The organism is Streptococcus sp. 1453 (genome assembly GCF_013276955.1).
In the GTDB taxonomy this organism is placed as follows: domain Bacteria; phylum Bacillota; class Bacilli; order Lactobacillales; family Streptococcaceae; genus Streptococcus.
The window spans coordinates 200803-222168 of record NZ_VMLZ01000006.1; the positions used below are offsets into that span (position 1 = coordinate 200803).

25 protein-coding genes and 3 pseudogenes are annotated in these 21366 nt (G+C 34.9%); 22 read left to right on the forward strand and 6 right to left on the reverse strand.

Features of this window, described 5'->3' with window-relative positions:
• Nucleotides 1-5: 5 nt before the first annotated feature.
• The 15 genes and pseudogenes from HW098_RS06535 (at nt 6) to HW098_RS10555 (ending at nt 11357) form a co-directional block, all read left to right on the forward strand.
• The gene (locus HW098_RS06535; RefSeq protein ID WP_049511729.1) at nt 6-185 is read left to right on the forward strand and encodes a hypothetical protein; all 180 of its coding nucleotides are present in this window, start codon (nt 6-8) and stop codon (nt 183-185) included.
• 308 nt (nt 186-493) lie between these two features.
• Nucleotides 494-938, forward strand: a pseudogene (locus HW098_RS06540) (helix-turn-helix transcriptional regulator).
• 12 nt (nt 939-950) lie between these two features.
• Nucleotides 951-1693, forward strand: a pseudogene (locus tag HW098_RS10550) (zeta toxin family protein).
• A gap of 269 nt (nt 1694-1962) precedes the next feature.
• Complete coding sequence (locus HW098_RS06545; RefSeq protein WP_176139612.1) at nt 1963-2646, forward strand: LexA family transcriptional regulator; 684 nt, start codon at nt 1963-1965, stop codon at nt 2644-2646.
• 2 nt (nt 2647-2648) lie between these two features.
• The gene (locus tag HW098_RS06550; protein WP_176139613.1) at nt 2649-4064 is read left to right on the forward strand and encodes a Y-family DNA polymerase; all 1416 of its coding nucleotides are present in this window, start codon (nt 2649-2651) and stop codon (nt 4062-4064) included.
• The gene (locus HW098_RS06555; protein ID WP_176139614.1) at nt 4061-4426 is read left to right on the forward strand and encodes a hypothetical protein; all 366 of its coding nucleotides are present in this window, start codon (nt 4061-4063) and stop codon (nt 4424-4426) included. The genes HW098_RS06550 and HW098_RS06555 overlap by 4 nt, the downstream gene beginning before the upstream one ends.
• Nucleotides 4416-4706: a DUF5960 family protein gene (locus tag HW098_RS06560; RefSeq protein WP_176139615.1), complete on the forward strand. Its 291-nt coding sequence runs from the start codon at nt 4416-4418 to the stop codon at nt 4704-4706. Before HW098_RS06555 ends, HW098_RS06560 begins: the two co-directional genes overlap by 11 nt.
• Nucleotides 4707-4771: 65 nt before the next feature.
• Complete coding sequence (locus HW098_RS06565) at nt 4772-6049, forward strand: hypothetical protein (protein WP_176139616.1); 1278 nt, start codon at nt 4772-4774, stop codon at nt 6047-6049.
• Between the two features lie 327 nt (nt 6050-6376).
• Nucleotides 6377-6733 carry an SAG1252 family conjugative relaxosome accessory protein gene (locus HW098_RS06570; protein ID WP_176139617.1) on the forward strand — a complete coding sequence of 119 codons (357 nt, stop codon included), beginning with the start codon at nt 6377-6379 and terminating at the stop codon, nt 6731-6733.
• 4 nt (nt 6734-6737) lie between these two features.
• Nucleotides 6738-7103 carry a MobC family plasmid mobilization relaxosome protein gene (locus HW098_RS06575; protein ID WP_061706388.1) on the forward strand — a complete coding sequence of 122 codons (366 nt, stop codon included), beginning with the start codon at nt 6738-6740 and terminating at the stop codon, nt 7101-7103.
• Nucleotides 7090-8919, forward strand: coding sequence for an SAG1250 family conjugative relaxase (locus HW098_RS06580; RefSeq protein WP_176139618.1), 1830 nt, complete (start codon nt 7090-7092; stop codon nt 8917-8919). Before HW098_RS06575 ends, HW098_RS06580 begins: the two co-directional genes overlap by 14 nt.
• A 103-nt stretch (nt 8920-9022) precedes the next feature.
• Nucleotides 9023-9247: a helix-turn-helix transcriptional regulator gene (locus HW098_RS06585; protein WP_176139619.1), complete on the forward strand. Its 225-nt coding sequence runs from the start codon at nt 9023-9025 to the stop codon at nt 9245-9247.
• A gap of 272 nt (nt 9248-9519) precedes the next feature.
• Nucleotides 9520-9789, forward strand: a complete 270-nt coding sequence (locus HW098_RS06590) for a DUF3173 family protein (RefSeq protein ID WP_000450956.1) — start codon at nt 9520-9522, stop codon at nt 9787-9789.
• Nucleotides 9761-10948 carry a site-specific integrase gene (locus HW098_RS06595; RefSeq protein ID WP_176139620.1) on the forward strand — a complete coding sequence of 396 codons (1188 nt, stop codon included), beginning with the start codon at nt 9761-9763 and terminating at the stop codon, nt 10946-10948. The genes HW098_RS06590 and HW098_RS06595 overlap by 29 nt, the downstream gene beginning before the upstream one ends.
• Before the next feature lie 181 nt (nt 10949-11129).
• Complete coding sequence (locus tag HW098_RS10555; protein WP_240149466.1) at nt 11130-11357, forward strand: hypothetical protein; 228 nt, start codon at nt 11130-11132, stop codon at nt 11355-11357.
• A gap of 214 nt (nt 11358-11571) precedes the next feature.
• Here the strand turns inward: HW098_RS10555 and gdhA are convergent, their stop codons facing one another.
• Entirely contained in the window at nt 11572-12918 is a 1347-nt protein-coding gene (gdhA, locus tag HW098_RS06605) for an NADP-specific glutamate dehydrogenase (RefSeq protein ID WP_176139621.1), read from the reverse strand.
• A 448-nt stretch (nt 12919-13366) separates the two neighbouring features.
• Between gdhA and HW098_RS06610 the strand changes: the two are divergent.
• Nucleotides 13367-13894, forward strand: a pseudogene (locus HW098_RS06610) (transposase); the annotation flags it as partial.
• A 104-nt stretch (nt 13895-13998) separates the two neighbouring features.
• Here the strand turns inward: HW098_RS06610 and HW098_RS06615 are convergent.
• On the reverse strand, nt 13999-15258 hold the full coding sequence (locus tag HW098_RS06615; protein WP_176139622.1) for a CAP domain-containing protein: 1260 nt from the start codon (nt 15256-15258) through the stop codon (nt 13999-14001).
• A 382-nt stretch (nt 15259-15640) separates the two neighbouring features.
• On the opposite strand from HW098_RS06615, the gene HW098_RS06620 reads away from it, so the two are divergent.
• Nucleotides 15641-17002, forward strand: coding sequence for an N-acetylmuramoyl-L-alanine amidase (locus HW098_RS06620; protein ID WP_176139623.1), 1362 nt, complete (start codon nt 15641-15643; stop codon nt 17000-17002).
• 211 nt (nt 17003-17213) lie between these two features.
• Here the strand turns inward: HW098_RS06620 and HW098_RS06625 are convergent, their stop codons facing one another.
• The 4 genes from HW098_RS06625 to HW098_RS06640 form a co-directional block, all read right to left on the reverse strand.
• Complete coding sequence (locus HW098_RS06625) at nt 17214-17561, reverse strand: type II toxin-antitoxin system RelE/ParE family toxin (protein ID WP_083977813.1); 348 nt, start codon at nt 17559-17561, stop codon at nt 17214-17216.
• Nucleotides 17551-17835, reverse strand: a complete 285-nt coding sequence (locus tag HW098_RS06630) for a type II toxin-antitoxin system RelB/DinJ family antitoxin (RefSeq protein WP_023941319.1) — start codon at nt 17833-17835, stop codon at nt 17551-17553. Before HW098_RS06630 ends, HW098_RS06625 begins: the two co-directional genes overlap by 11 nt.
• Before the next feature lie 149 nt (nt 17836-17984).
• Nucleotides 17985-18227, reverse strand: coding sequence for a type B 50S ribosomal protein L31 (locus HW098_RS06635; RefSeq protein ID WP_000710764.1), 243 nt, complete (start codon nt 18225-18227; stop codon nt 17985-17987).
• Nucleotides 18228-18322: 95 nt separating this feature from the next.
• The gene (locus HW098_RS06640; protein ID WP_176139624.1) at nt 18323-19258 is read right to left on the reverse strand and encodes a bifunctional oligoribonuclease/PAP phosphatase NrnA; all 936 of its coding nucleotides are present in this window, start codon (nt 19256-19258) and stop codon (nt 18323-18325) included.
• Between the two features lie 103 nt (nt 19259-19361).
• Here HW098_RS06640 and HW098_RS06645 point away from each other — a divergent pair, with 103 nt between their 5' ends.
• From HW098_RS06645 to rplS, 5 genes are all read left to right on the forward strand, one after another.
• On the forward strand, nt 19362-19805 hold the full coding sequence (locus tag HW098_RS06645) for a flavodoxin (RefSeq protein WP_176139625.1): 444 nt from the start codon (nt 19362-19364) through the stop codon (nt 19803-19805).
• 115 nt (nt 19806-19920) lie between these two features.
• Nucleotides 19921-20187, forward strand: coding sequence for a chorismate mutase (locus HW098_RS06650; RefSeq protein ID WP_176139626.1), 267 nt, complete (start codon nt 19921-19923; stop codon nt 20185-20187).
• Nucleotides 20184-20558: a fluoride efflux transporter CrcB gene (gene crcB / locus HW098_RS06655; protein WP_176139627.1), complete on the forward strand. Its 375-nt coding sequence runs from the start codon at nt 20184-20186 to the stop codon at nt 20556-20558. The genes HW098_RS06650 and crcB (HW098_RS06655) overlap by 4 nt, the downstream gene beginning before the upstream one ends.
• Complete coding sequence (gene crcB / locus HW098_RS06660; RefSeq protein WP_176139628.1) at nt 20552-20881, forward strand: fluoride efflux transporter CrcB; 330 nt, start codon at nt 20552-20554, stop codon at nt 20879-20881. Before crcB (HW098_RS06655) ends, crcB (HW098_RS06660) begins: the two co-directional genes overlap by 7 nt.
• A gap of 118 nt (nt 20882-20999) precedes the next feature.
• A complete protein-coding gene (gene rplS, locus HW098_RS06665) occupies nt 21000-21347 on the forward strand; it encodes a 50S ribosomal protein L19 (RefSeq protein ID WP_001068669.1) in 348 nt (115 codons plus the stop codon).
• The last annotated feature ends 19 nt before the right edge of the window (nt 21348-21366 follow it).

The following is a 21366-nucleotide window of genomic DNA, read 5'->3' on the forward strand; positions in this document are numbered from 1 at the left end:
CTATTATGAAAAAAACATTTAGAACCCTAACGAGTGGGTTTGGAAATACAGATGATGTTATTCGACTAAGGCTTGACATAACTTCCTCTAAGGGGTTTATAAAAAAGGGGGTTGAAGTAAAAGCTATTGTTGATGATCAAACTGGAGAAGTTAGATTATTTGTGGATCCAGACATGCTTAGGTAGCAATAACTAAATAAATATCTCCCCCTGGTTTGGCTACTTGAAGGTATTACTTTGATTTTTCTAATTATTTAATAGATCTATTAAATAATTTTGTTATTAAACTGTAAATTCAACTTAAAATTGAATTTTGAAACTGGGCAAAAACTCAATTTCAGGAGAAAATGAAGTAAATCTTTCCACAATAAAACGTATAGCATCAAGGTTTTAACACTTGATATTATGCGTTTTTTTTGATTTTAAAGATTTTTTACCCAGTCTCCATGATTTCTAAATGTTGCAATAGTATTATCAAGTAAAAAGAAATTGCCATGGTTGGAGACCATATTAAATCTTTACGAAAGTCACTTGACATGACATAACCATAATTTGCACGAATTTGGGATACTTTACGAAATACCATTAGTCGTTACTAGAACGGCACAAGTCTAATTTTAGCAGAACTGATATTATAGTATTTGCCAGAAGTTCAACGTATCCTCCGTAGATATTGCGGGAGGAGAAAAGATGTTAAATACAGATGAAGATTACGAACTGACTTTAATCAAGGAATGTGCGAGGAATATCTTAACTCGACTTTATCGTTATCAATACATTCAATATATTTCCTTTGATGATGTGACTAATCCGTGGATTTTGATGAATGATGACTTGTCTGTTATAGTGAATACCAACATCTATCTGCTGACTAGTTTAGAAGAACTGCAATGTTACAGTAGATGTATCGTGTACATGCTAAAAAAATCAGAAAAGTGAATGGTAGGCTTAATGAATTTACATGATTATAGTGAGAATGAGTTTGCCCGTGCCGTAGATTGCAATATTCGAATACTAATGAAAGGATAGTAAATGTGCCAAAATCCAATAGTTATCCTACTACGTGGACAATGCGAAGTATAAAGACAACTGTTTATTATATCAAGCTTAAAGAGTTTCAGGGCAATATAATCATTATTGATGGTTATAATTTTGGAGCGCAGCATCCACATTACCTGAATCTCCAATAATTTATGGAAAGGATAGTATTGAAAACACCAAACGATTTTCAGGTAAACTGGTGGATTTCTTTGTAGAAAAATTAAGTGATATGAGCTATCATCTTTTAATCAAGGTAAACTTGCGAACGGTTGATGAACCAAAGAACTAACAGAATTATTGAAAAGTAAGAGGATGATGTTCAATTAGCTTTAATCACCACAAAATCTGAACTGTTCAATCATAGCATCCTTATCTAAAATAAAGTACTATATGCTATTAATCTCGACTAGACACGAGCGAATACTAGAGAACTTCATGACCTAATAGTGAACAGTCTCGTTGATAATACACGGCAATTTGAAGAACTAGCTATCTTTGAAAGAATTCAAATTTATCAACGAGATAGAAGTTGTGTATATGATTCAGGAGAAGATAAAACTTCGGCAGCAAATGTTCTTCATGACTTACTATTTGGAGAATGGAATCAAGCGGAGAAAGAGGTGCTTAAATCTGGAGAAGAAAGATTTAACTAATCGAAATGGTTGTTAAATCACGAATTTTATAATATAGTCTGTAGGACCATCATTAAAAAATAACGATTCTATTTTTATTTTCTCTATTTGCTTGCTCTTCATCTTTTTTAAAAGTTATATTCTTTCTTCAGTGATGATTTCTTAACAATATAAGTACGAATTCAGCATAGTTTATGATTAATTTAAATCTAGGTTCTTATTAAACTCTTGATTTTTTCAATTAGCTATGGTATTCTTTTGTTAGTTAATAAACTTACAAAGGAGAAAAGATGTTTTCACCTACTAAATTAAAAGAAAAAAGAGAAAGACAAGGATTGTCTCAATCTCAACTTGCCTCTAGTTTGGGAATTAGTAGAGCCTCATACTTTAATTGGGAATCAGGTAAAACAAAACCGAATCAAAATAATTTAAGGAAGTTGAGCCAGATTTTAAATGTAGATCCTCGATATTTTGAATCAGAGTATGAAATAGTAGAAACCTATCTCAAGCTAACGGAGAAGAATCAAAAAGCGACACTTCATTATGCTATAGAACTGTTGAACAATCAAAACTCTAAAGTTGTAGAAGTTTCTGAACGATTTGCTTATAAGGTCTATGAAAAGTTATCAGCTGGTACGGGAACGGCTTACTTTGATGATGGTAATTACGATACAGTTTATTTCAATCACCAATTTGATTATGACTTTGCATCATGGGTGTTTGGTAATTCAATGGAACCGACATATGAAAATGGTTCAGTTGCCCTTATTAAGCAAACAGGATTTGATTATGACGGAGCTATTTATGCGATAGATTGGGATGGTCAAACTTATATAAAGAAAGTTTATCGTGAAGAAAATGGGCTTCGTTTAGTTTCTCTCAATCGAAACTATTCAGATAAGTTTGCGCCTTATGATGAGAACCCTCGCATTATAGGGAAAATCGTTGGGAACTTTATGCCTTTAGAGGACTAAGTATGAGTTGGTTTGATTATAGTCTCGAACCTAAAAGTGACATTGCCTTTATTGATATGAAATCTTTTTACGCAAGTGTAGAATGTGTAGATAGAGGATTACACCCACTTAAGACTTCGCTTTGTGTTATGAGTCGTGCAGATAATTCTGCTGGTTTAATTCTTGCATCCTCTCCTATGTTTAAAAAGGTCTTTGGAAAGACGAACGTTGGACGTTCCTATGATTTACCATTTGATGTAAAGACTCGCAAATTTTCTTATTATAATGCTAATAAGCAAGGTTTACCGACAACGATAGACTATGTTCGTTATATAGAGGAATGGGCAAAATCAACCGTGATTGTCCCTCCGAGAATGGATACTTATATAGCAGTCAATATGGAGATTCAAAAAATCTTTCAAGATTTTGCGGCACCAGATGATATTTATCCCTATTCAATTGATGAAGGATTTATTGATTTAACAAGTTCATTAAATTATTTTGTACCGGATAAAAGTATTAGTAGGAAAGATAAATTAGATATTATTTCTGCTGCTATTCAAAAAAAGATTTGGAGAAAAACTGGAATCTATTCAACTGTAGGCATGTCTAATGCCAATCCCTTATTAGCTAAGTTGGCACTTGATAATGAAGCTAAAAAGACTCCGACAATGAGAGCCAATTGGTCCTATGAGGATGTCGAAAAGAAAGTATGGACTATTCCTAAAATGACAGATTTTTGGGGAATTGGAAATCGCATGGAGAAGAGATTACATAATTTAGATATCTTTTCGATTAAAGAATTGGCTCAGGCTAATCCTGACTTGATTAAAAAAAAGCTTGGTATAATGGGTCTAGAGTTATGGTTCCATGCCAATGGGATTGATGAAAGTAATGTTCATAAACCTTATAAGCCAAAGTCAAAAGGGATAGGGAACTCTCAAGTTTTACCAAGAGATTATATTAAACAAAGAGATATTGAGATCATACTTCGTGAGATGGCAGAACAAGTTGCAGTTAGATTGAGAAGAGCTGGTAAAAAAGCAACAGTAGTTTCTATACACTTAGGGTATTCTAAAGTGGAACAGAAACGATCTATTCATACTCAAATGAAAATTGAACCAACCAATCAAACGGTACTACTAACAAACTATGTTTTAAAGTTATTTCACACTAAATACACTTCAGGAGCTATCAGAAGTGTTGCAGTGAACTACTCTGGTTTAGTAGATGAATCCTTTGGATTGATTTCATTATTTGATGATATTGAAAAAATAGAAAAAGAAGAAAGGCTGCAGTCCGCAATCGATGCTATTCGAACAGAATTTGGTTTTACTTCATTATTGAAAGGGAATGCCCTAGACCAGGCTTCTAGAACAATTGCAAGGAGTAAACTCATCGGAGGACATTCAGCTGGAGGATTAGATGGGCTAAAATGATAAATCGTTCTTATTTACCTTTTTTGTCTGCAAGAGAGTATCAAGATCGTGGGATGGCAAAGTGGATGGGATTCTTTTTATCAGAACATTCAAATTCTCTTTGGGAAGAAAAAAATAAAGAAGATATCTCCATTTCCCTATCAATGGAAGAGAAAGTTCTATTTGTTCGTCAACTTTATACGAATGTGTTCCCTGCAACGTTTGTTTTCAAGTTCTCCAATAGAAGAAAAGTAGTATCGGGTACTGTTAAAGAGATAGGAAAAGAGTTTATATCTATTAAATCAGACACTGGTTTTCTTCGATTAAGATGGGAAGATATACTCGATATCCAGATAGAAGGGGTGGATTTATATGAATCGTAAAGAATTATATGATGATAAATTGCAGCTGGACTATTTTTCTGATTCTTATTTAAGGTTTGAGTCAGATTTTTATAAGTATTCTGCTTTAGACATACCATTAACATTTATCACTGATGATATTTTACGCACAATGGCTATGTCTCAAAAACATTATTTTAAACTTAACAAAAGTAAATCTTTAGACGGTCGTGACCATTACTTTATTTTTTCTATAAAGATGAACAAAGATAGTAGTGGCATTAGACAGTATGAATATCAGAGACATTGTTTTAAATTGTGAGAATTTACTAATTTTTTTTAAAAACATATAGTTATTTCAATCAATATATTTATCGGAGGTTTCGTATGATGAAAAAGATAAGAAGTTCATTATTTAGTTTATTTATTAATAAGCCTATGAAATGGCATTATGTTGTAACGATTTTGATACACAGTATTTTTCTTTTATTTTATTTTATTAGTACGCACAAAATATTTGATCTACTAGGAATACTTTCTTTTATTTTTCTAATAGGTTTTGCATATATAAATTATAAAGAAATCAATACAGATTTAGGCACTATAAAAATCCAAATGTTAAAAAACGTACAGAGAAAAGATATAGAGTATTGGTGTACACTAGGTATTAATTTTCTGACTTATATATTTATCTTCATCTTATACGTAAGTATTGAAAGTTGTAAACAGTATTTTATTTTTGATCTAAAATGGTTAGTGAGTATATTGCTAGTTTATCGTCTAGTGTTTGATCTTATAAAGATTGCCCCATTCATTTCTTTCATCTATATTGTAATTCCAATAACAGTGCTTTCAGTTATTGGAATTAATGATTCGTTGTTAAATTGGACCTTTGTATCTCTAATATTAGTAACTATAGTTAATCATTTATTAACTAATGAAATTCAATATTTCCTATCTAAAAGAGAAAGAAAGATAGCATTTAAAAAACATTCACTAAAAATTAGATTGTTTAGAATAAAATGTAAAATCTTATTATTTATCCCATTGTTATACTGTTCGTTATTGTTTTCAGAAATTATTTCGAAAAGCGAAATTTTTTTATATTTGATAAATCGGATATCCCATACCAATCTTGAAATGGGTGAAAATTCGTTATTATCTTTTTTTAATTTTTACACAATAGCAATAAAATTATTGTTTTTAACATTTTCAATAGTAATTTGGGGTGAGTATAGTGACAGTATTTTGAAGAAAATTGCCAGGTTGTTAGTCACAAAAAAAAATAGTAACTTTCACAATATTACCAATAGTCATAAACCTAATCATAGTATTTGGATTTTCTTTATACTGCTACTATCGACTTCAATTGTAGTTTCACAGTTATTGTATAATGATATGAGATCGAGATATAGAGGTAGCTATTATTTGTTAGTTAAGGATGAAGAAAAAAATTACAAAATAGATAATAATAAAAAATTATCTTTTCAAAATCAAAAAATTAAGATTGAGGGGGAGGAATTTTTTTACGACAATGCCAGTATGACGATAAAAGATAAAAATAAAGAAAAAGTGGGAGAAATAAATGACTCAGAGATAAGGATTAATATCCAAGATAAAAATCTAATTTATGTTTTAGAAGATTCAGATAAATATAAAAATTAATTTTCAGAGAGCATTTGCTCTCTTTTTAATCCCCTCATTTCTCTGTGATAACTTCTTCGAATAATCCTTGGTATCCTAATATCATCCTAAGAAAATCAATCCTCAATTTTCTACTGGGGGGTTGGGGGCTAGCCACCACATTTTCATATCGTTTGTTTTTTGAACCATAAGGTTTGAAATGGCAAGCGATATGATTTTTGGGATATTGTGGACACAATATCTGAGCTCGCAAAGCCTTACAAGATGATAGATTTTGTCTTTGCAAGTTTCCCGTGGTTAATACGGGGTCGGGGATTGTCCAACCATTGATGAAAGTGAGGAAATAGTATGTCAGAACAATACAGAGACATTCGAAAAGAGGTTAATTTAACCGCAAATGAATTGGAAATGATTGAAGTGATAATGAAAAATAAGGGATTTGAACATTTTTCGCCCTTTGCTCGAAATAAATTGCTGGAGGAAGAGTTTGAAATGACTGCTGAAAAGTGGTTTTCCCTTTGGCAATCCCAAAAACTAGAACAAATCAGTCGTGACGTTCATGGTGTTTTAATATTGGCACAGTCCGAACATCAAGTTATCCAAGATCATGTATCTATTCTCTTAACCTGCGTACAGGAGTTGATTAAAGAAGTTGGAAACTCCATTCCCCTCAGCCAAGACTTCCGTGATAAATACATGAGGTGAGTACATGGAACATCGTTACCGAACCAATCTCAAGAAAGTGTTTCTGTCTGATAGCGAATTGAGTCAGTTGAAACATTGTATCGACCAAAGCGGTTGTCAATCTTTTTCAGAATATGCTCGACGAACCCTACTTGACCCTGGCATGAATTTTATCACCATTGATACAACTGGTTATCAAGATTTGATTTTTGAATTAAAACGAATCGGTAATAATATTAATCAAATAGCCAGAAGCATAAATTATTCGAATTTAATAACGGAAGTTGAGTTAAATGAATTGAGAAAAGGTATAGAAGAGTTAATAGTAGAAGTGGAGAAAGATTTTCTTATTCAATCTGAAAAATTGAGGAAATTTTATGGTCATCACTAAACACTTTGCGATTCATGGAAAAAATTATCGTAGCAAACTAATCAAATATATTTTGAATCCAAGTAAAACAAAAAATCTAGCACTAGTTTCAGATTTTGGTATGAGAAATTATTTAGATTTTCCTAGTTATAAAGAACTAGTGAAGATGTACAATGATAATTTTTTAAGTAATGATGGTCTTTATGAATTTCGTCATGATAGGCAAGAAGTAAATCAACGAAGAATTCATTCTCATCATATTATTCAGTCTTTTTCTCCAGATGATCATCTTACTCCCGAACAAATCAATCGGATTGGTTATGAGACAGTTAAAGAGTTGACAGGAGGTAGATTTCGTTTTATCGTAGCAACACATGTCGATAAAGGTCATATCCACAATCATATCATTCTAAATTCAATTGATCAGAATTCTGATAAAAAGTTTCTATGGAATTATAAGTCAGAACGTAATCTACGAATGGTTTCAGATCGTCTCTCAAAAATTGCAGGTGCAAAGATTATAGAAAATCGTTATTCGCGTCGTCAGTATGAAGTTTATCGAAAAACCAATTACAAATATGAAATAAAACAACGAGTATATTTTCTAATCGAGAACTCGAAAAATTTTGAAGATTTCAAGAAAAAAGCAAAAGCTTTACATTTGAAAATTGATTTTAGACACAAGCATATTACTTTTTTTATGACTGATTCAAATATGAAACAAGTCGTACGTGATAGTAAATTGAGTAGAAAACAACCTTATAATGAAACTTATTTTAAGAAAAAGTTTGTTCAAAGGGAAATCATAAACATCTTAGAATTTTTACTTCCGAAAATGAAGAATATGAATGAATTGATTCAACGAGCAGAATTTTTTGGATTAAAAATAATTCCGAAAGAAAAACATGTTCAATTTGAATTTGATGAGATAAAGCTTTCAGAACAGGAATTGGGAAAAACGAATCGGTATAGTGTTAGTTATTTTCAGGACTATTTTAATAACAAAAATGAAACTGTTGTCTTAGATAATAAAAATTTAGTTGAACTTTACAATGAAGAAAAGCTAATTAAAGAAAAAGAGTTGCCGACAGAAGAGGTGGTATGGAAATCCTATCAAGATTTCAAGAGAAATAGGGATACTGTTCATGAGTTTGAAGTAGAGTTGAAACTTAATCAAATAGAAGCAGTAGTAGACGATGGAATTTACATTAAGGTACAGTTTGGTATCCGACAAGAAGGACTTATTTTTGTACCAAATATTCAAATCAATATGGAAGAAGAAAAAGTTAAAGTATTTCTCAGAGAAACTAGTTCTTACTATGTATATCATAAAGATTCAGTAGAAAAAAATCGCTTTATGAAAGGTAAAACTTTGATTAGGCAATTTAATGTTCAGTATGAACCTCAGTATATGTATAGAAGAATTCCTCTTAGCAAAATTAAAGAAAAAATAGAACAATTAGATTTTCTTATATCTGCTGAAAATAGTCCGAATGATTTTGAAGATATAACTAATGATTTCATTTCTCAAATATCATATCTAGAGAATATGATTGAACAAGTCCAAGATAAAATTGATAATTTGTCTAGTTTAGAGGAAATATTGTTGAATGATACGGAAAATGGTTCAGGAAATTTAGAAGATAATATTAAAGTCAAGATATCAGTAAACACAATAGAGAAAGATTTATACGTATATAAAGGAAGAATTGAAAAACTGAAGGAACAACATAGAGAAGCTATAAATTTATTTGAGATGTTTAATCGTACGTTAAAGAACTACAAGAAAACAAAAAATACGAAATCTAGCAAGGAAAATGAGATGCATTTAGAGTAAACAATTTCCTAAAAAGTATATATAGAATAGTTTCATGTGCCAATTTGTCACATTTTTAAATATATGAAATTAACTATATTATACTTGTTTTAGGAGACAACAAATGTTGAAAAGGATTAGAGATTTACGTGAAGATGATGATTTAACACAAGAATATATTGCGAAAATCGTTTTGAATTGCACAAGATCAGCTTATTCTAAAATGGAAGCTGGTAGTAGGTTAATCTCTATAAATGATCTCATTAAACTAGCAGATTTTTATAAGGTAAGTCTAGACTACCTTGTAGGTCGAGTGGATAATAAAGAAAACCATTACACCAAAAAGTAGTAGGTTAAGAAAGCACATTGACAATTGAATAGTCCAAAATGGTACTTTCCTCATTTGTGGAGCAGATTTGAATGGCTCGCCATGATAAGAGCGATTTTAAAACCATCAATAAAATAGAGCGATACTTTATATGCCATGATACAAATGATATACAATGATACTTCTGACCGTTCAGGCTGCCACCGTAAAAGAGCAGCAAGTGAAATTCTTATGATGACTTCATCAGTCATGCCATGGAGGTGAAAAAATCTAAGAAAGGAAGTAGTAAAATCATGGAAACAGTAAACTATAAAGATTTAGTTGCGATTGGTTTTCCAGAGCACACATCGAGAAATATTATTAGACAAGCAAAAAAAATTGCTGTAAAAAAGTTTGAAGAAGCTAGAAAAAATGATAAGAATGCGGTACAATTAGGATGTTCACCTTTCGATAATAAAAGGTTAGGCATTGCTCCTAAAAATATTGTAGAAAATTTAATTGGTATTTCTTTTTCAGATATAGAAGGTGAGAAAAATGGTTATATCAAAGACAAAGAAATATAAAGGTGTATACAAAGATTCAAAAGGAAAAATTTACTTTCAAATTGAATTAGGAGTTGATCCAATAACTGGGAAAAGAATTCAAAAGAAAGGAAGGAAAAATCAACAGGGACTACCGTTTAATTCTTTTAAGGAAGCTTATGAAGAGATACTTCGTTTAAAACATGAATTTGTGAACTCTACTATTAATAATAGTTTTCTAACTTTTAGAGAGTTTATGGAAGAGATTTATTTAAAATATTATCAACAAAAAGTTCAATTTGTAACTTATCAGACCGCTTTACCACATCATCAGTTATTTATTAAGCAATTTGGTAGTAAAAAATTATCAGATATTAGTACTATTGACTGTGAAAGATTTCGCTTAGCTATTATAGACAAGTATTCTAGTAACTATGCTAAAAATATGTGGTCTAGATTTAAAGCGTGTCTGGGCTATGCAGAAAGATTGGGTTATATTGATAGAGTTCCTTTTAAAAGATTAGATAATCCTAGAGGAAAACACCCTGATACAAAATTTTGGACATTTGATGAATTTAAGAAGGTAATAAACTCTTTTGATATTAGTGAGTATGAAGGACTCCATAATTACATGACGATCTGGTTATATTTTATGACTGGTTTAAGAGTTAGTGAGGGTATTGCTCTTAAATGGGAAGATATTGATTTTGAACGTAAATGGATTCATGTTCATTCGACAATTGAGAAAGATAAAAACGGTGTATGGTATGCTAAACAACAAACAAAGACAGTAGCAGGGAATCGTAAAATTGATTTAGATGATTTTACGATTACAATACTTAAGAAATGGCGAGAAGTTCAAATCAAGAATGATGATAAAGATTATGTAATATCACGTTTTGGTGCCCCCTTGTGTAAGTCTACAATTTCTAGGATAATAAAAAGGCATGCTAGGGTTACTGGTGTACCAGAAATTACGGGGAAAGGTTTAAGACATAGTCACGCTTCCTATCTTATAAATGTATTGCATAAGGATACCTTATATGTTTCATATCGATTAGGACATGCTGATAAGTCAACCACGTTGAATACATATAGTCACTGGTATTATTCAGGTGATTCAACAATTTCAGAAGAGATTACAGACAGTTTAGATAATCTTGGATTATCAATTTACCTACCAAATTCCTGCCAAAGTTGAAAATGGAGGAATTAACCCACTAATACTGGGAGAAAATAAGATTAGCAAATTGTTACTCTTAAATAATAGAGCGACTACATTAGTAGCTTAAAAACATGATTAAACCGTTATTCTTAGGAGTAGCGGTTTTTCTTTTTGTATAAAAAAGTTGGCGAGTAAGTAATACTCAATAAAAATCAAAGTGCAAACTAGCAAACTAGCCGCAGGCTGCTCAAAACACTGTTTTGAGGTTGTGGATGAAACTGACGAAGTCAGCTCAAAACACTGTTTTGAGGTTGTGGATGAAACTGACGAAGTCAGCTCAAAACACCGTTTTGAGGTTGTGGATAGAACTGACGAAGTCAGCTCAAAACACCGTTTTGAGGTTGCAGATAGAGCTGACGAAGTCAGTATCATATACCTACGCTAAGGCGACGCTGACGTGGTTTGAAGAGATTTTCGAAAAGTATAAAATAGATTGAATTTAGAATAGTCCACCGAGTTTTATAAAATATTGTTAGAAATTGGTTTGAATTCCGAAATCAATTTGTTTGGTTTTAATTAAATTTAATTAGAATTTTCCAACTGTTTAACTCAACATAAAAATCCCCAATCGAAGCGATTGAGGATTAAGCAAATGAATCTTAAACAATACCTTGTGCAATCATAGCGTTTGCTACATTTTCAAAGGCAGCGATGTTAGCTCCTGCAAGGTAGTCTTTATCAAGACCATATGTTTCTGAAGTTGTTTTAGCTGTGTTGAAGATGTTTGTCATGATGTCTTTGAGACGTCTATCAACTTCTTCACGAGTCCATGAGAGGCGAAGACTATTTTGGCTCATTTCAAGAGCTGAAACGGCTACACCACCAGCGTTGGCAGCTTTGGCAGGTCCGTAGAAGATACCATTTTCTTTGTAAACTTTGATGGCATCAAGGTCGCTTGGCATGTTGGCACCTTCAGATACACAGATAACACCTTGAGCAACCAAACGTTTAGCTGCTTCACCGTTGATTTCGTTTTGAGTCGCACATGGAAGAGCGATGTCATAGTTTCCAGCGTAAGTCCATACAGAACCTTCATGATAAGTGGCAGTTGCTTTTTCAGCTGCATACTCAGTCAAACGAGCACGACGTTTTTCTTTAACATCAACCAAAAGATCGAAGTCGATACCATTTTCATCGATGACATAACCATTTGAGTCAGATACAGAGATAACAGTTGCACCAAGTTCAGTTGCTTTTTGAAGAGCGTATTGGGCTACGTTACCAGAACCTGAAATAACCACTTTCTTACCGGCAAAGCTGTTACCGTTAGCTTTGAGCATTTCTTCAGTGTAGTAAACCAAACCGTAACCAGTTGCTTCTGGACGAATCAAGCTACCACCAAATCCAAGAGGTTTACCAGTCAAGACACCAGCATCAAATTGGTTAAGGCGTTTGTATTGACCATAAAGGTAACCAATCTCACGTCCACCAACACCGATATCACCAGCAGGTACGTCAAGTGATGGGCCGATGTATTTTTGCAATTCAGTCATGAAGCTTTGGCAGAAGCGCATCACTTCGGCATCTGTTTTACCTTTAGGATCGAAGTCTGATCCACCTTTACCTCCACCGATAGGAAGTCCAGTCAAGACATTTTTAAAGATTTGTTCAAATCCGAGGAATTTCAAGATCCCTTGGTTTACAGTTGGGTGGAAACGAAGTCCGCCTTTGTATGGTCCAACAGCTGAGTTGAATTGAACACGGTAGCCACGGTTTACTTGAACTTTTCCATCACGGTCAACCCAAGGAACACGGAAAGAAATCACGCGCTCTGGTTCAGTAATACGTGCCAAGATATTTTCTTCGATATACTCAGGGTGTTTTTCAAATACAGGTTCTAAAGTGTTGAAAAATTCTTCAACAGCTTGGAGGAATTCAGCCTCGTGCCCGTTACGAGCTTTTACAGTTTCAAACACGCTTTGGATATATTCTTTAGCAGATGTCATATCGTTCTCCTTTTATTGTCATATTTTATTACATGAGTTATTATAGCAGAATTTTTTTTCACTGTAAAGAAAAAACAGAAATTTTCTAAAAATTCTTTCAATTCAGTTTTTGGGATTTTTTGAAAATAGATAAAAAAACGAACGTTTTTCTTGGAAATATCTTTCTCAAAGAGAAAAATCTGAAAATATGCTATAAGAAAAGAAAATGTTTAGCAATTCAGAAATCACTTGTTAATTTATCCGTGATATGTTAGATTTGCCAACAAAACTATGACCATTTTGGAGGAAAGCAATATTTACATCTCCTTATTCAGGGCAGGATTTTCTAGACAAGTATAGATGTCTTGCTGGAGTTGGATCATGGAACCCAAGCGGTTATTGAGATTTAGAACTATCATCAGAATTTTTTCATTAGACTTGTTCGGTAACCATGAAGTACTATACTATCCATGAACAAGACCCAGAAAAAGTAGCTTTATTTCTTAAAAAATTTAATAGTTTAAAGCACCTAGCACCTGTTTATATTGATGAAACAGGATTCGATACTTATTTTTATCGAGAGTATGGTCGCTCTTTAAAAGGTCAGTTAATAAGAGGCAAAGTATCTGGAAGAAGATATCAGAGGATTTCTTTGGTTGCAGGGCTAACAAATGGTGAGTTAATCGCTCCAATGATCTACGAAGAGAGGATGACGAGCGACTTTTTTGAAGCTTGGTTTCAGAAGTTTCTCTTACCAACATTAAACAAACCATCAGTTATTATTATGGATAATGCAAGATTCCAATAGAATGGCTAGGATAGAACTCTTGTGTGAAGAGTTTGGGCATAAACTTTTACCTCTTCCTCCCTACTCACCTGAGTACAATCCTATTGAAAAATATGGGCTCATATCAAAAAGCACCTCAAAAAGGTATTAGCAACTTGCAGTACTTTTTACGAGGTACTTTTGTCTTGTTCTTGTTTCAGTTTGTTATAAACGCCTAAGATAAGAGCTATACTAGGTAAATAAAAATCTCTATACTATCTGAAAGTGAAGATTACTCACTATAAGATAGTATAGAGTCTTTTTGGTGTGTTAAATTATCCTACCCATTCCCCATTGTCATTGACACGGTAGCCGTCAGGGGTCGTCGTATTGATTGCTAGGGCACCAGAGCTATAGGCATAGTACCATTTGCCAGATACTTTCATCCAACCTGTTTTCATAGCACCTGAATCTTGAAGGTAGTACCAGCTACCGTTATCTTTGAGCCAACCAGTCTTCATAGCGCCTGAACCGTCGAGATAGTACCAGCTACCGTCTTTCACCCAGCCTGTTTGCATCCAACCAGAGTTGTCAAAGCGATACCAAGTTCTATTTATTTTTTCCCACCCATTACTCGTGTATGAGCCGTCATTGTGTTTAAACCACCAACGTCCGTTTGATTGAATCCAACTTCCGAAGTATTGAGAATGATTGAACCAACTTCTTAGTCGATTAAGAAATTCGGCAGGGTCATTGGTCTCATCGTCTAGTTTCTGACTTGAATTTGTATTTGCAGTTTTGGTTTTATGAGTTCCGATAGCCTTCAAGTCTTTGTCAAAAAGATTTGCCTTAGTCGCAAATGTTTGAATCTGAGAAGAATTTGCTTCTGTGTATTGAATGGCCTTTCCATAACCACCAGCTAATTCTTCAGAGCCACCAGATGCTGTTCCGAAACTTTGTGCAACGGTAATCCATCCATTTTGAGTGACAGGGTTTTCAAAGGCTGCAAGCCCCATATAGGTCAGCTTTGGATCAATTAAGGATTTATAGTGTCCAGTTTGACCTGTAACACTGACACCACTACGAGATTTAACATAATCGGCTTTTTCATCATACCATTGCTGGATGGCCTTCATAAATCCATTGTAGTTCCAAGCCAAATTTTCTGAAAGGGAGAAATTTCCTGCAGGCCAGGAAGTCCAAATATCCTTGCTAGACAAGCGTGTGTGATCAATGGTGATCGAAGCTTCTGCTGCACGAACGAAGGCTGTTTTTTCTAGTGCAGTTGACCATTTGATAGGAACATAGCTAGTAACTAGACCTTCATCTGCTGCCTCTTTTCGAATGGCATTGATACGGTCTAAGATAGCCTGTTTATCTGGCGTTAAGAAAGTCCCTTCAATCCCAACTAGAGTAGTACCAGAAGAAGCACTAGTGACCTCAGAGTTTAAGATATTGTAGGATTGACCATTGATTGCTTGAGTGGAAACCAGCCTATCATTAGCAGCTACTGATTGTGATGTAAGAGTTCCAGCTCCTAACAAGGAAAGTACTAAAACTGTAGCAAGTGTGAACTTTTTAGTTTTATTGTTCATTTTGTGTCCTCCTATTTTTATTATAACATCTCTACTGGGCAGAGTAAACTAAAATTCGGTATAGCTAGGGACTAGATTTATTTTAAATTTAGATGTTAGCAAAAATTTTTCTTAAATTTGGTGTATAATATAAATAGATGATTTTAATGAATCTACTCGACTTGTTCGATAACTATCTGAAGCGAGATTAGGTGCTCAGAAATTGAATTTTTAAGGTTCCCACTTAGTCATGCTTTTTAGGTTTCACATCTTTAAATAAGCTGAACACTCCATGGCAACATATAAATTATAGTTTAGAGGATGTAGAACAAATCTTCCTTCATCAAGGAAGTCAAAGAACTCAATAACACAGGGATTCCATTCCCCTAGAAAGGTTAAATAAATGAAATCATATAAGAAATTTACGATTCTTGCTCTAGCTCTTCTTGGATTTACTAGCCAAACAGTTTTAGCTAATGATGCTAGTCATCCTACGAATAACTCTATCGCTAGTTCAACTACTAGCTCTGCAAATGCTTCTCAAGCAGCTACAGAAAACCAGCCAACTCTTCCTACTGAGTCTAAGCTACAAACTGGTTGGGTAAAAGAAGACGGGAAGTGGACTTATTATAGTCAAACGGGTGTCAAATTTACAGATACTCTTTATGATGGCTACCTATTTGATAAGAATGGTTACTTACTTGAAAATAGCTGGTATCAGATGGCTAACAAGTGGTACTACGCCAATGGTTCAGGAAAATATCTGTCTAACCAATGGAGTCAAATCAATGGTAAATGGTATGCATTTGATCAAAATGGTGTCATGATGGCTAATACCTGGAAGGGAAATTATTATCTGAAGTCCAGTGGGGCTATGGCAGATAAAGAATGGGTGTACGATCCGAACTACTCTAGCTGGTTTTATCTCAAGGCAGGTGGGCACTATGCTGAACAGCAATGGATTGGCTCTTACTATCTAAAATCTGGTGGCTACATGGCTCACAAAGAGTGGCTTTATGATCCAGATTATAAAGCTTGGTATTATCTTAAAGAAGATGGCGTTTATGTCACTGGAACTTATACTATTGATGGAAGTAGTCATTTTTTCAAAGATAATGGTAAATGGGTGCAAGAACTTCCAAAAGGATTTGAAAAGGGGCGCTATACTAAAACTATCTTCCTAGATCCTGGGCATGGTGGACGTGATTCGGGTGCTTACTATTATGGAATAGCTGAAAAAGATTTGAATCTACAGGTCTCTCGTAAATTACGGAAACGTTTAGAAGAACTTGGCTATACAGTTCTAACATCTCGTGATAGTGATGTGGATGTTGACTTTGTGACGGAGCGTTCTCGTATGGTAAATAAAACGAATGCAGACTTCTTTATTAGTATTCATTTTAATGCTACTGGGAATGACACAACACTGAATCTGGGAATACAGACTTATTCTTATAAGGAAGATGCAGGTTACCCGAGCAAGATTAACCAATACTGGCACAATAATCCAGACCGTATAAGTGAAAGTAATCGTTTGGCAGCTGATCTTCATTCATCTCTCTTGACCGAGACAGGAGCTAGAGATGCTGGGCTTTTGCAAGCCACCTTCGCTGTTCTTCGTGAGACTGCGAAACCTGCTGTGTTATTAGAGTTGGGTTATATGGATAATTCAGAAGAAAACCAACGAATCCGTAGTGAACAATACCAAGATAAGTTGGTTGAAGGTATTATTAAAGGAATTCAAAAATATTACGCCGGAAATTAAGAAACTAGATCAAACTAAGCTTTGGAGATTGTCCTAGGCTTAGTTTTTTATTGGTAAGGAACTGAGAATCAAGATAAGGAAGAGTAAATCTGCTCTAATAAAAAAACTTTGTACTCTGGAAGCTATTGTGTGGCTAGCTAGAGTGCAAAGTTTTTTGAGTTTTTAGTTAAAACGAAGACTAAGTACAAGGTTATTAAGAGAGTGGTGGGCATTAAAATGATTTATTATTTTTGCTTTGTAGCAAGGTAACATAGTCACTTTTGGTGTGGAATAAGTGGGAAAGAAAAACAGTTTTTTGAGTTTGATCGATAAAGTAAAGCAAGATATATTGCCCTATAATTTTTCCTCGTGTTGGGTACTTACTGTTGATTTTTAGTCCGATTTTCTCATCAGCGTCAAAACCTGCTTCAGGAAAGATTTCTAAACTTTTTAAGCTGTCTAAAATTCTGGCTACAGTATTCTTAGCCGACTGGGGTGATAAAAGAACAGTGCTGATGTAGTTATGGATACTGTCAATTGCTTGACTCACTTCAGTAGATAGAATCACTTTATAAGTCATATCGTAGCCTCATGTCATCTAGGGAAGTTCCTTGCCCGGATTCATATTCTCTTAAGGCGCGTTCAGATTGGGCTTGTAGCTCCTGAATCAATCGTTCACGGTGTAAATCTTCTGCGGTTTTTATTGGTAAATCCTGTTCGAGAACAATTTGCTCGATAAAAAGACTAATAGCATCCGTCATAGTCATTCCTTTTTCTTTGATGATAGCTCTAGCTTGTTCCATTGATGACTCATTGATTTTAAAATTGTATTGCTTAGTAAGTGATGTCGTCATGGTATATCTCCAATCTATACTATATATAGCTAGTATATATCTTTTATATTTTTTAGGCAAGAAAAAACTCTATACTTTTGAGTCTGGAACATGAAAACAGCAGTTGATTTCAAGAAACAAAAAAAACAGCCGAAGCTGTCTTTTTATCATTATTTGAGACCGTATTTTTTGTTGAAACGATCCACGCGTCCATCTGCTTGAGTGAACTTTTGACGTCCAGTGTAGAATGGGTGTGAGTCTGATGAAATTTCCACACGGATCAATGGGTAAGTTTCGCCTTCGAACTCAACTGTTTCGTTAGAGCGTTTTGTTGAACCGCTAAGGAATTGGTAACCAGTAGTTGTGTCCATGAAGACAACTGGGCGATATTCTGGATGGATATCTTTTTTCATTTTGCAATATTTCCTTTCTGCCATGGTCTCTTTGCGAGCCATAGATTGTTACCATACTAGTCTATCAGATTCTGAAAAGTTTGGCAAGTATTTTATCAGTTTTTAAGCAAGTTTTTTAACTTTTGGTAGATGATTTCGTTTTCTTCTAGGCTATAGGAATTAGCACCACTTGCTAGAGGGTGGCCTCCACCATCATGTTCCTTGGCAATTTCATTGATAGGATGGATTTTACTGCGTAAGCGAACACGGTAGTGGCCATCAGCCTGCTCTACAAAAATTCCCCAGAGACTGACGCTGTCAATACGTCCAGGTGCACCGACAATGGCTGCAGTTTCAGCATCAGTAACATTAAATTGTTTCAAGACTTCTTGACTCAGGATAACGCGAGCAGCACCATTTTCATCCACTTCCAGATGGTCATAGATGTAGCCTTGAAGTTTAGCAATTTTGTAACTCATAGTGTCCATTTTGCGAGTGAGAGCCGCAAAGTCAAAGTTATGTTCTCTCAAATAAGCAGCCAGGCGAAGAGTCCGTGCAGTCGTAGAAGGATAAAGGAAGCGGCCTGTATCACCAATAATTCCTGCAAAGAGCAACTCAGCAGCGCGATCTGACAAGGCCAGCTGGGTTGTTTGGGCAAATAGGGTAATCATCTCACTAGCGCTACTTGAACTAGTATCTACCCAAGATATGTCACCGTATACATCATCATTTGGATGGTGGTCAATCTTAATGAGAAATTCACCTTGACGATAGCGCTTATCATCGATACGAGCAGTATTCGCCGTATCACAGACGATAACAAGTGCCCCTTGGTAGACACTATCTTCAACAAGATCCATCTCAGCCATCCAAGTTAGAGTTGGTTCATCAAAACCAACGGCTTTGATGGTTTTTTCTGGAAAATGATGTTTGAGAAGAGCTTTCAAGCCCACTTGACTTCCCAAAGCATCTGGGTCTGGTTTCATATGACGGTGAATGATAATCGTGTCGTATTCTTTGATTTTTTCTAAAATTTGATGGCAAATGTCCATAAATAACCTCAATTCTTTCTCATTTCATTGTAGCACAAGAATTTTTATTTTTAAAATGAAAAAGATGTGATATAATGGAGAAAGATAAATTGAGGAGGACGATATGGCATTAGCAAAAATTGTATTTGCCAGTATGACCGGTAATACCGAAGAAATTGCAGATATTGTAGCAGACAAATTACGTGACTTGAGCTTGGATGTCGATGTTGATGAATGTACAACCGTTGACGCTTCAGACTTCTTGGAAGCTGACATCGCTATCGTTGCGACCTATACTTATGGTGATGGTGAATTGCCAGATGAGATGATGGACTTCTACGAAGACCTAGCAGACCTCAACTTGAATGGCAAAATCTACGGAGTGGTTGGTTCAGGTGACACCTTCTACGATGAATTCTGTAAGGCTGTCGATGACTTTGACCGTGTTTTTGTGTCAACAGGAGCAGAAAAAGGTTCAGAGTGTGTTAAAGTTGATCTTTCTGCTGAGGAAGAAGACATTGAACGCTTGGAACAATTCGCAGAAGAATTGGCTGCTAAAGTAGGATAAGCATAAACGTGCGCTGATGCAAACAATCAGTGCATTTTTCTTATCGTGACTTGGGATTTTACTAGCCTATTTGATGGCTTTTTGATACAATAATTCAAATAAAGGAGGAGACTGTATGGATTTAGATAGTATTCGTCAAGAAATTGATCAAATAGACGACCAAATTGTCAAACTGTTGGAAGAACGAATGCACTTAGTTGAAGAGGTTGTGACTTATAAGAAAGCTTCGGGTAAACCGATTTTAGATACCAAGAGAGAAACAGTTATTTTTGAAAAAGTTAGGAGTCGTGTAGAGGACAAGCGCTATCAGGAGACTATTGTCGCAACGTTTTCGGACATACTCAAACGTTCGCGTGATTATCAGGATCAAAACATCAAATGAAAAAAGAACGATTTTATTCGCTAGGGATTTTTCTAGCTGCCATGTTGGGCGGACTGGTTCGCTACATGGTTTCTACTTGGTTACCAGTTAGTCCAGATTTTCCTTGGGGCACTCTCTTTGTCAACTATCTGGGAATTTTCTGCCTAGTTTATCTTGTTAAGGGCTATTTGGTCTATAAGGGAACCAGTAAAGGCGTTATTTTAGCTCTGGGGACTGGTTTTTGTGGGGGGCTGACAACTTTTTCCAGTCTCATGCTTGATGCTGTGAAACTGCTTGATACAGGGCGTTATCTTAGTTTAGTCCTGTATTTGCTTTTGAGCATTGGTGGTGGCCTGCTCTTGGCCTATTGTCTGGGGAGGAAGAAATGGTAATGGTCTATCTTGCAATTGCTTGTGGTTTCGGAGCTTTAGTGCGCTATTTCTTTTCCCGCTATAATCAAGCATCTAAATTGCCCTTGGGAACGCTCATAGCCAATCTTCTAGGTTGTTTTTTGATTGGCTTATTCTACAATCATGTGGAATCTAAGGAAGTCTATGCCATTTTAGCAACAGGATTTTGCGGAGGTTTGACAACTTTTTCGACCTTGAATGACGAACTTCAAAGACTGTTAAGTGATAAGAAGGTCTTTTATTCTTACCTGACTTTGACCTACCTAGGTGGTTTGGTTGCGATTTTTTTAGGAATTCTGCTATAAATTTCTTTACTTTTTGGTGGAAATTTGGTAAACTGTATCTTGTGTGTAATGGACGCACAAAAATACAGTTTATCCGCTGAGGAAGATTCCTCAAGATTGACAAAGATAGGAGAATAAAATGAATCCATTAATCCAAAGCTTGACTGAAGGTCAACTTCGTACAGATATCCCATCATTCCGTCCTGGTGACACTGTTCGTGTACACGCGAAAGTTGTCGAAGGTAACCGTGAACGTATCCAGATTTTTGAAGGTGTTGTTATTGCACGTAAAGGTGCTGGCATCTCAGAAAACTACACAGTTCGTAAAATCTCTAACGGTGTAGGTGTTGAGCGTATCTTCCCAATCCACACTCCACGTGTTGAAAAGATCGAAGTTGTTCGTTACGGTAAAGTACGTCGTGCGAAATTGTACTACTTGCGTGCTCTTCAAGGTAAAGCAGCTCGTATCAAAGAAATCCGTCGTTAATTCGACTAAAAAACTCTGC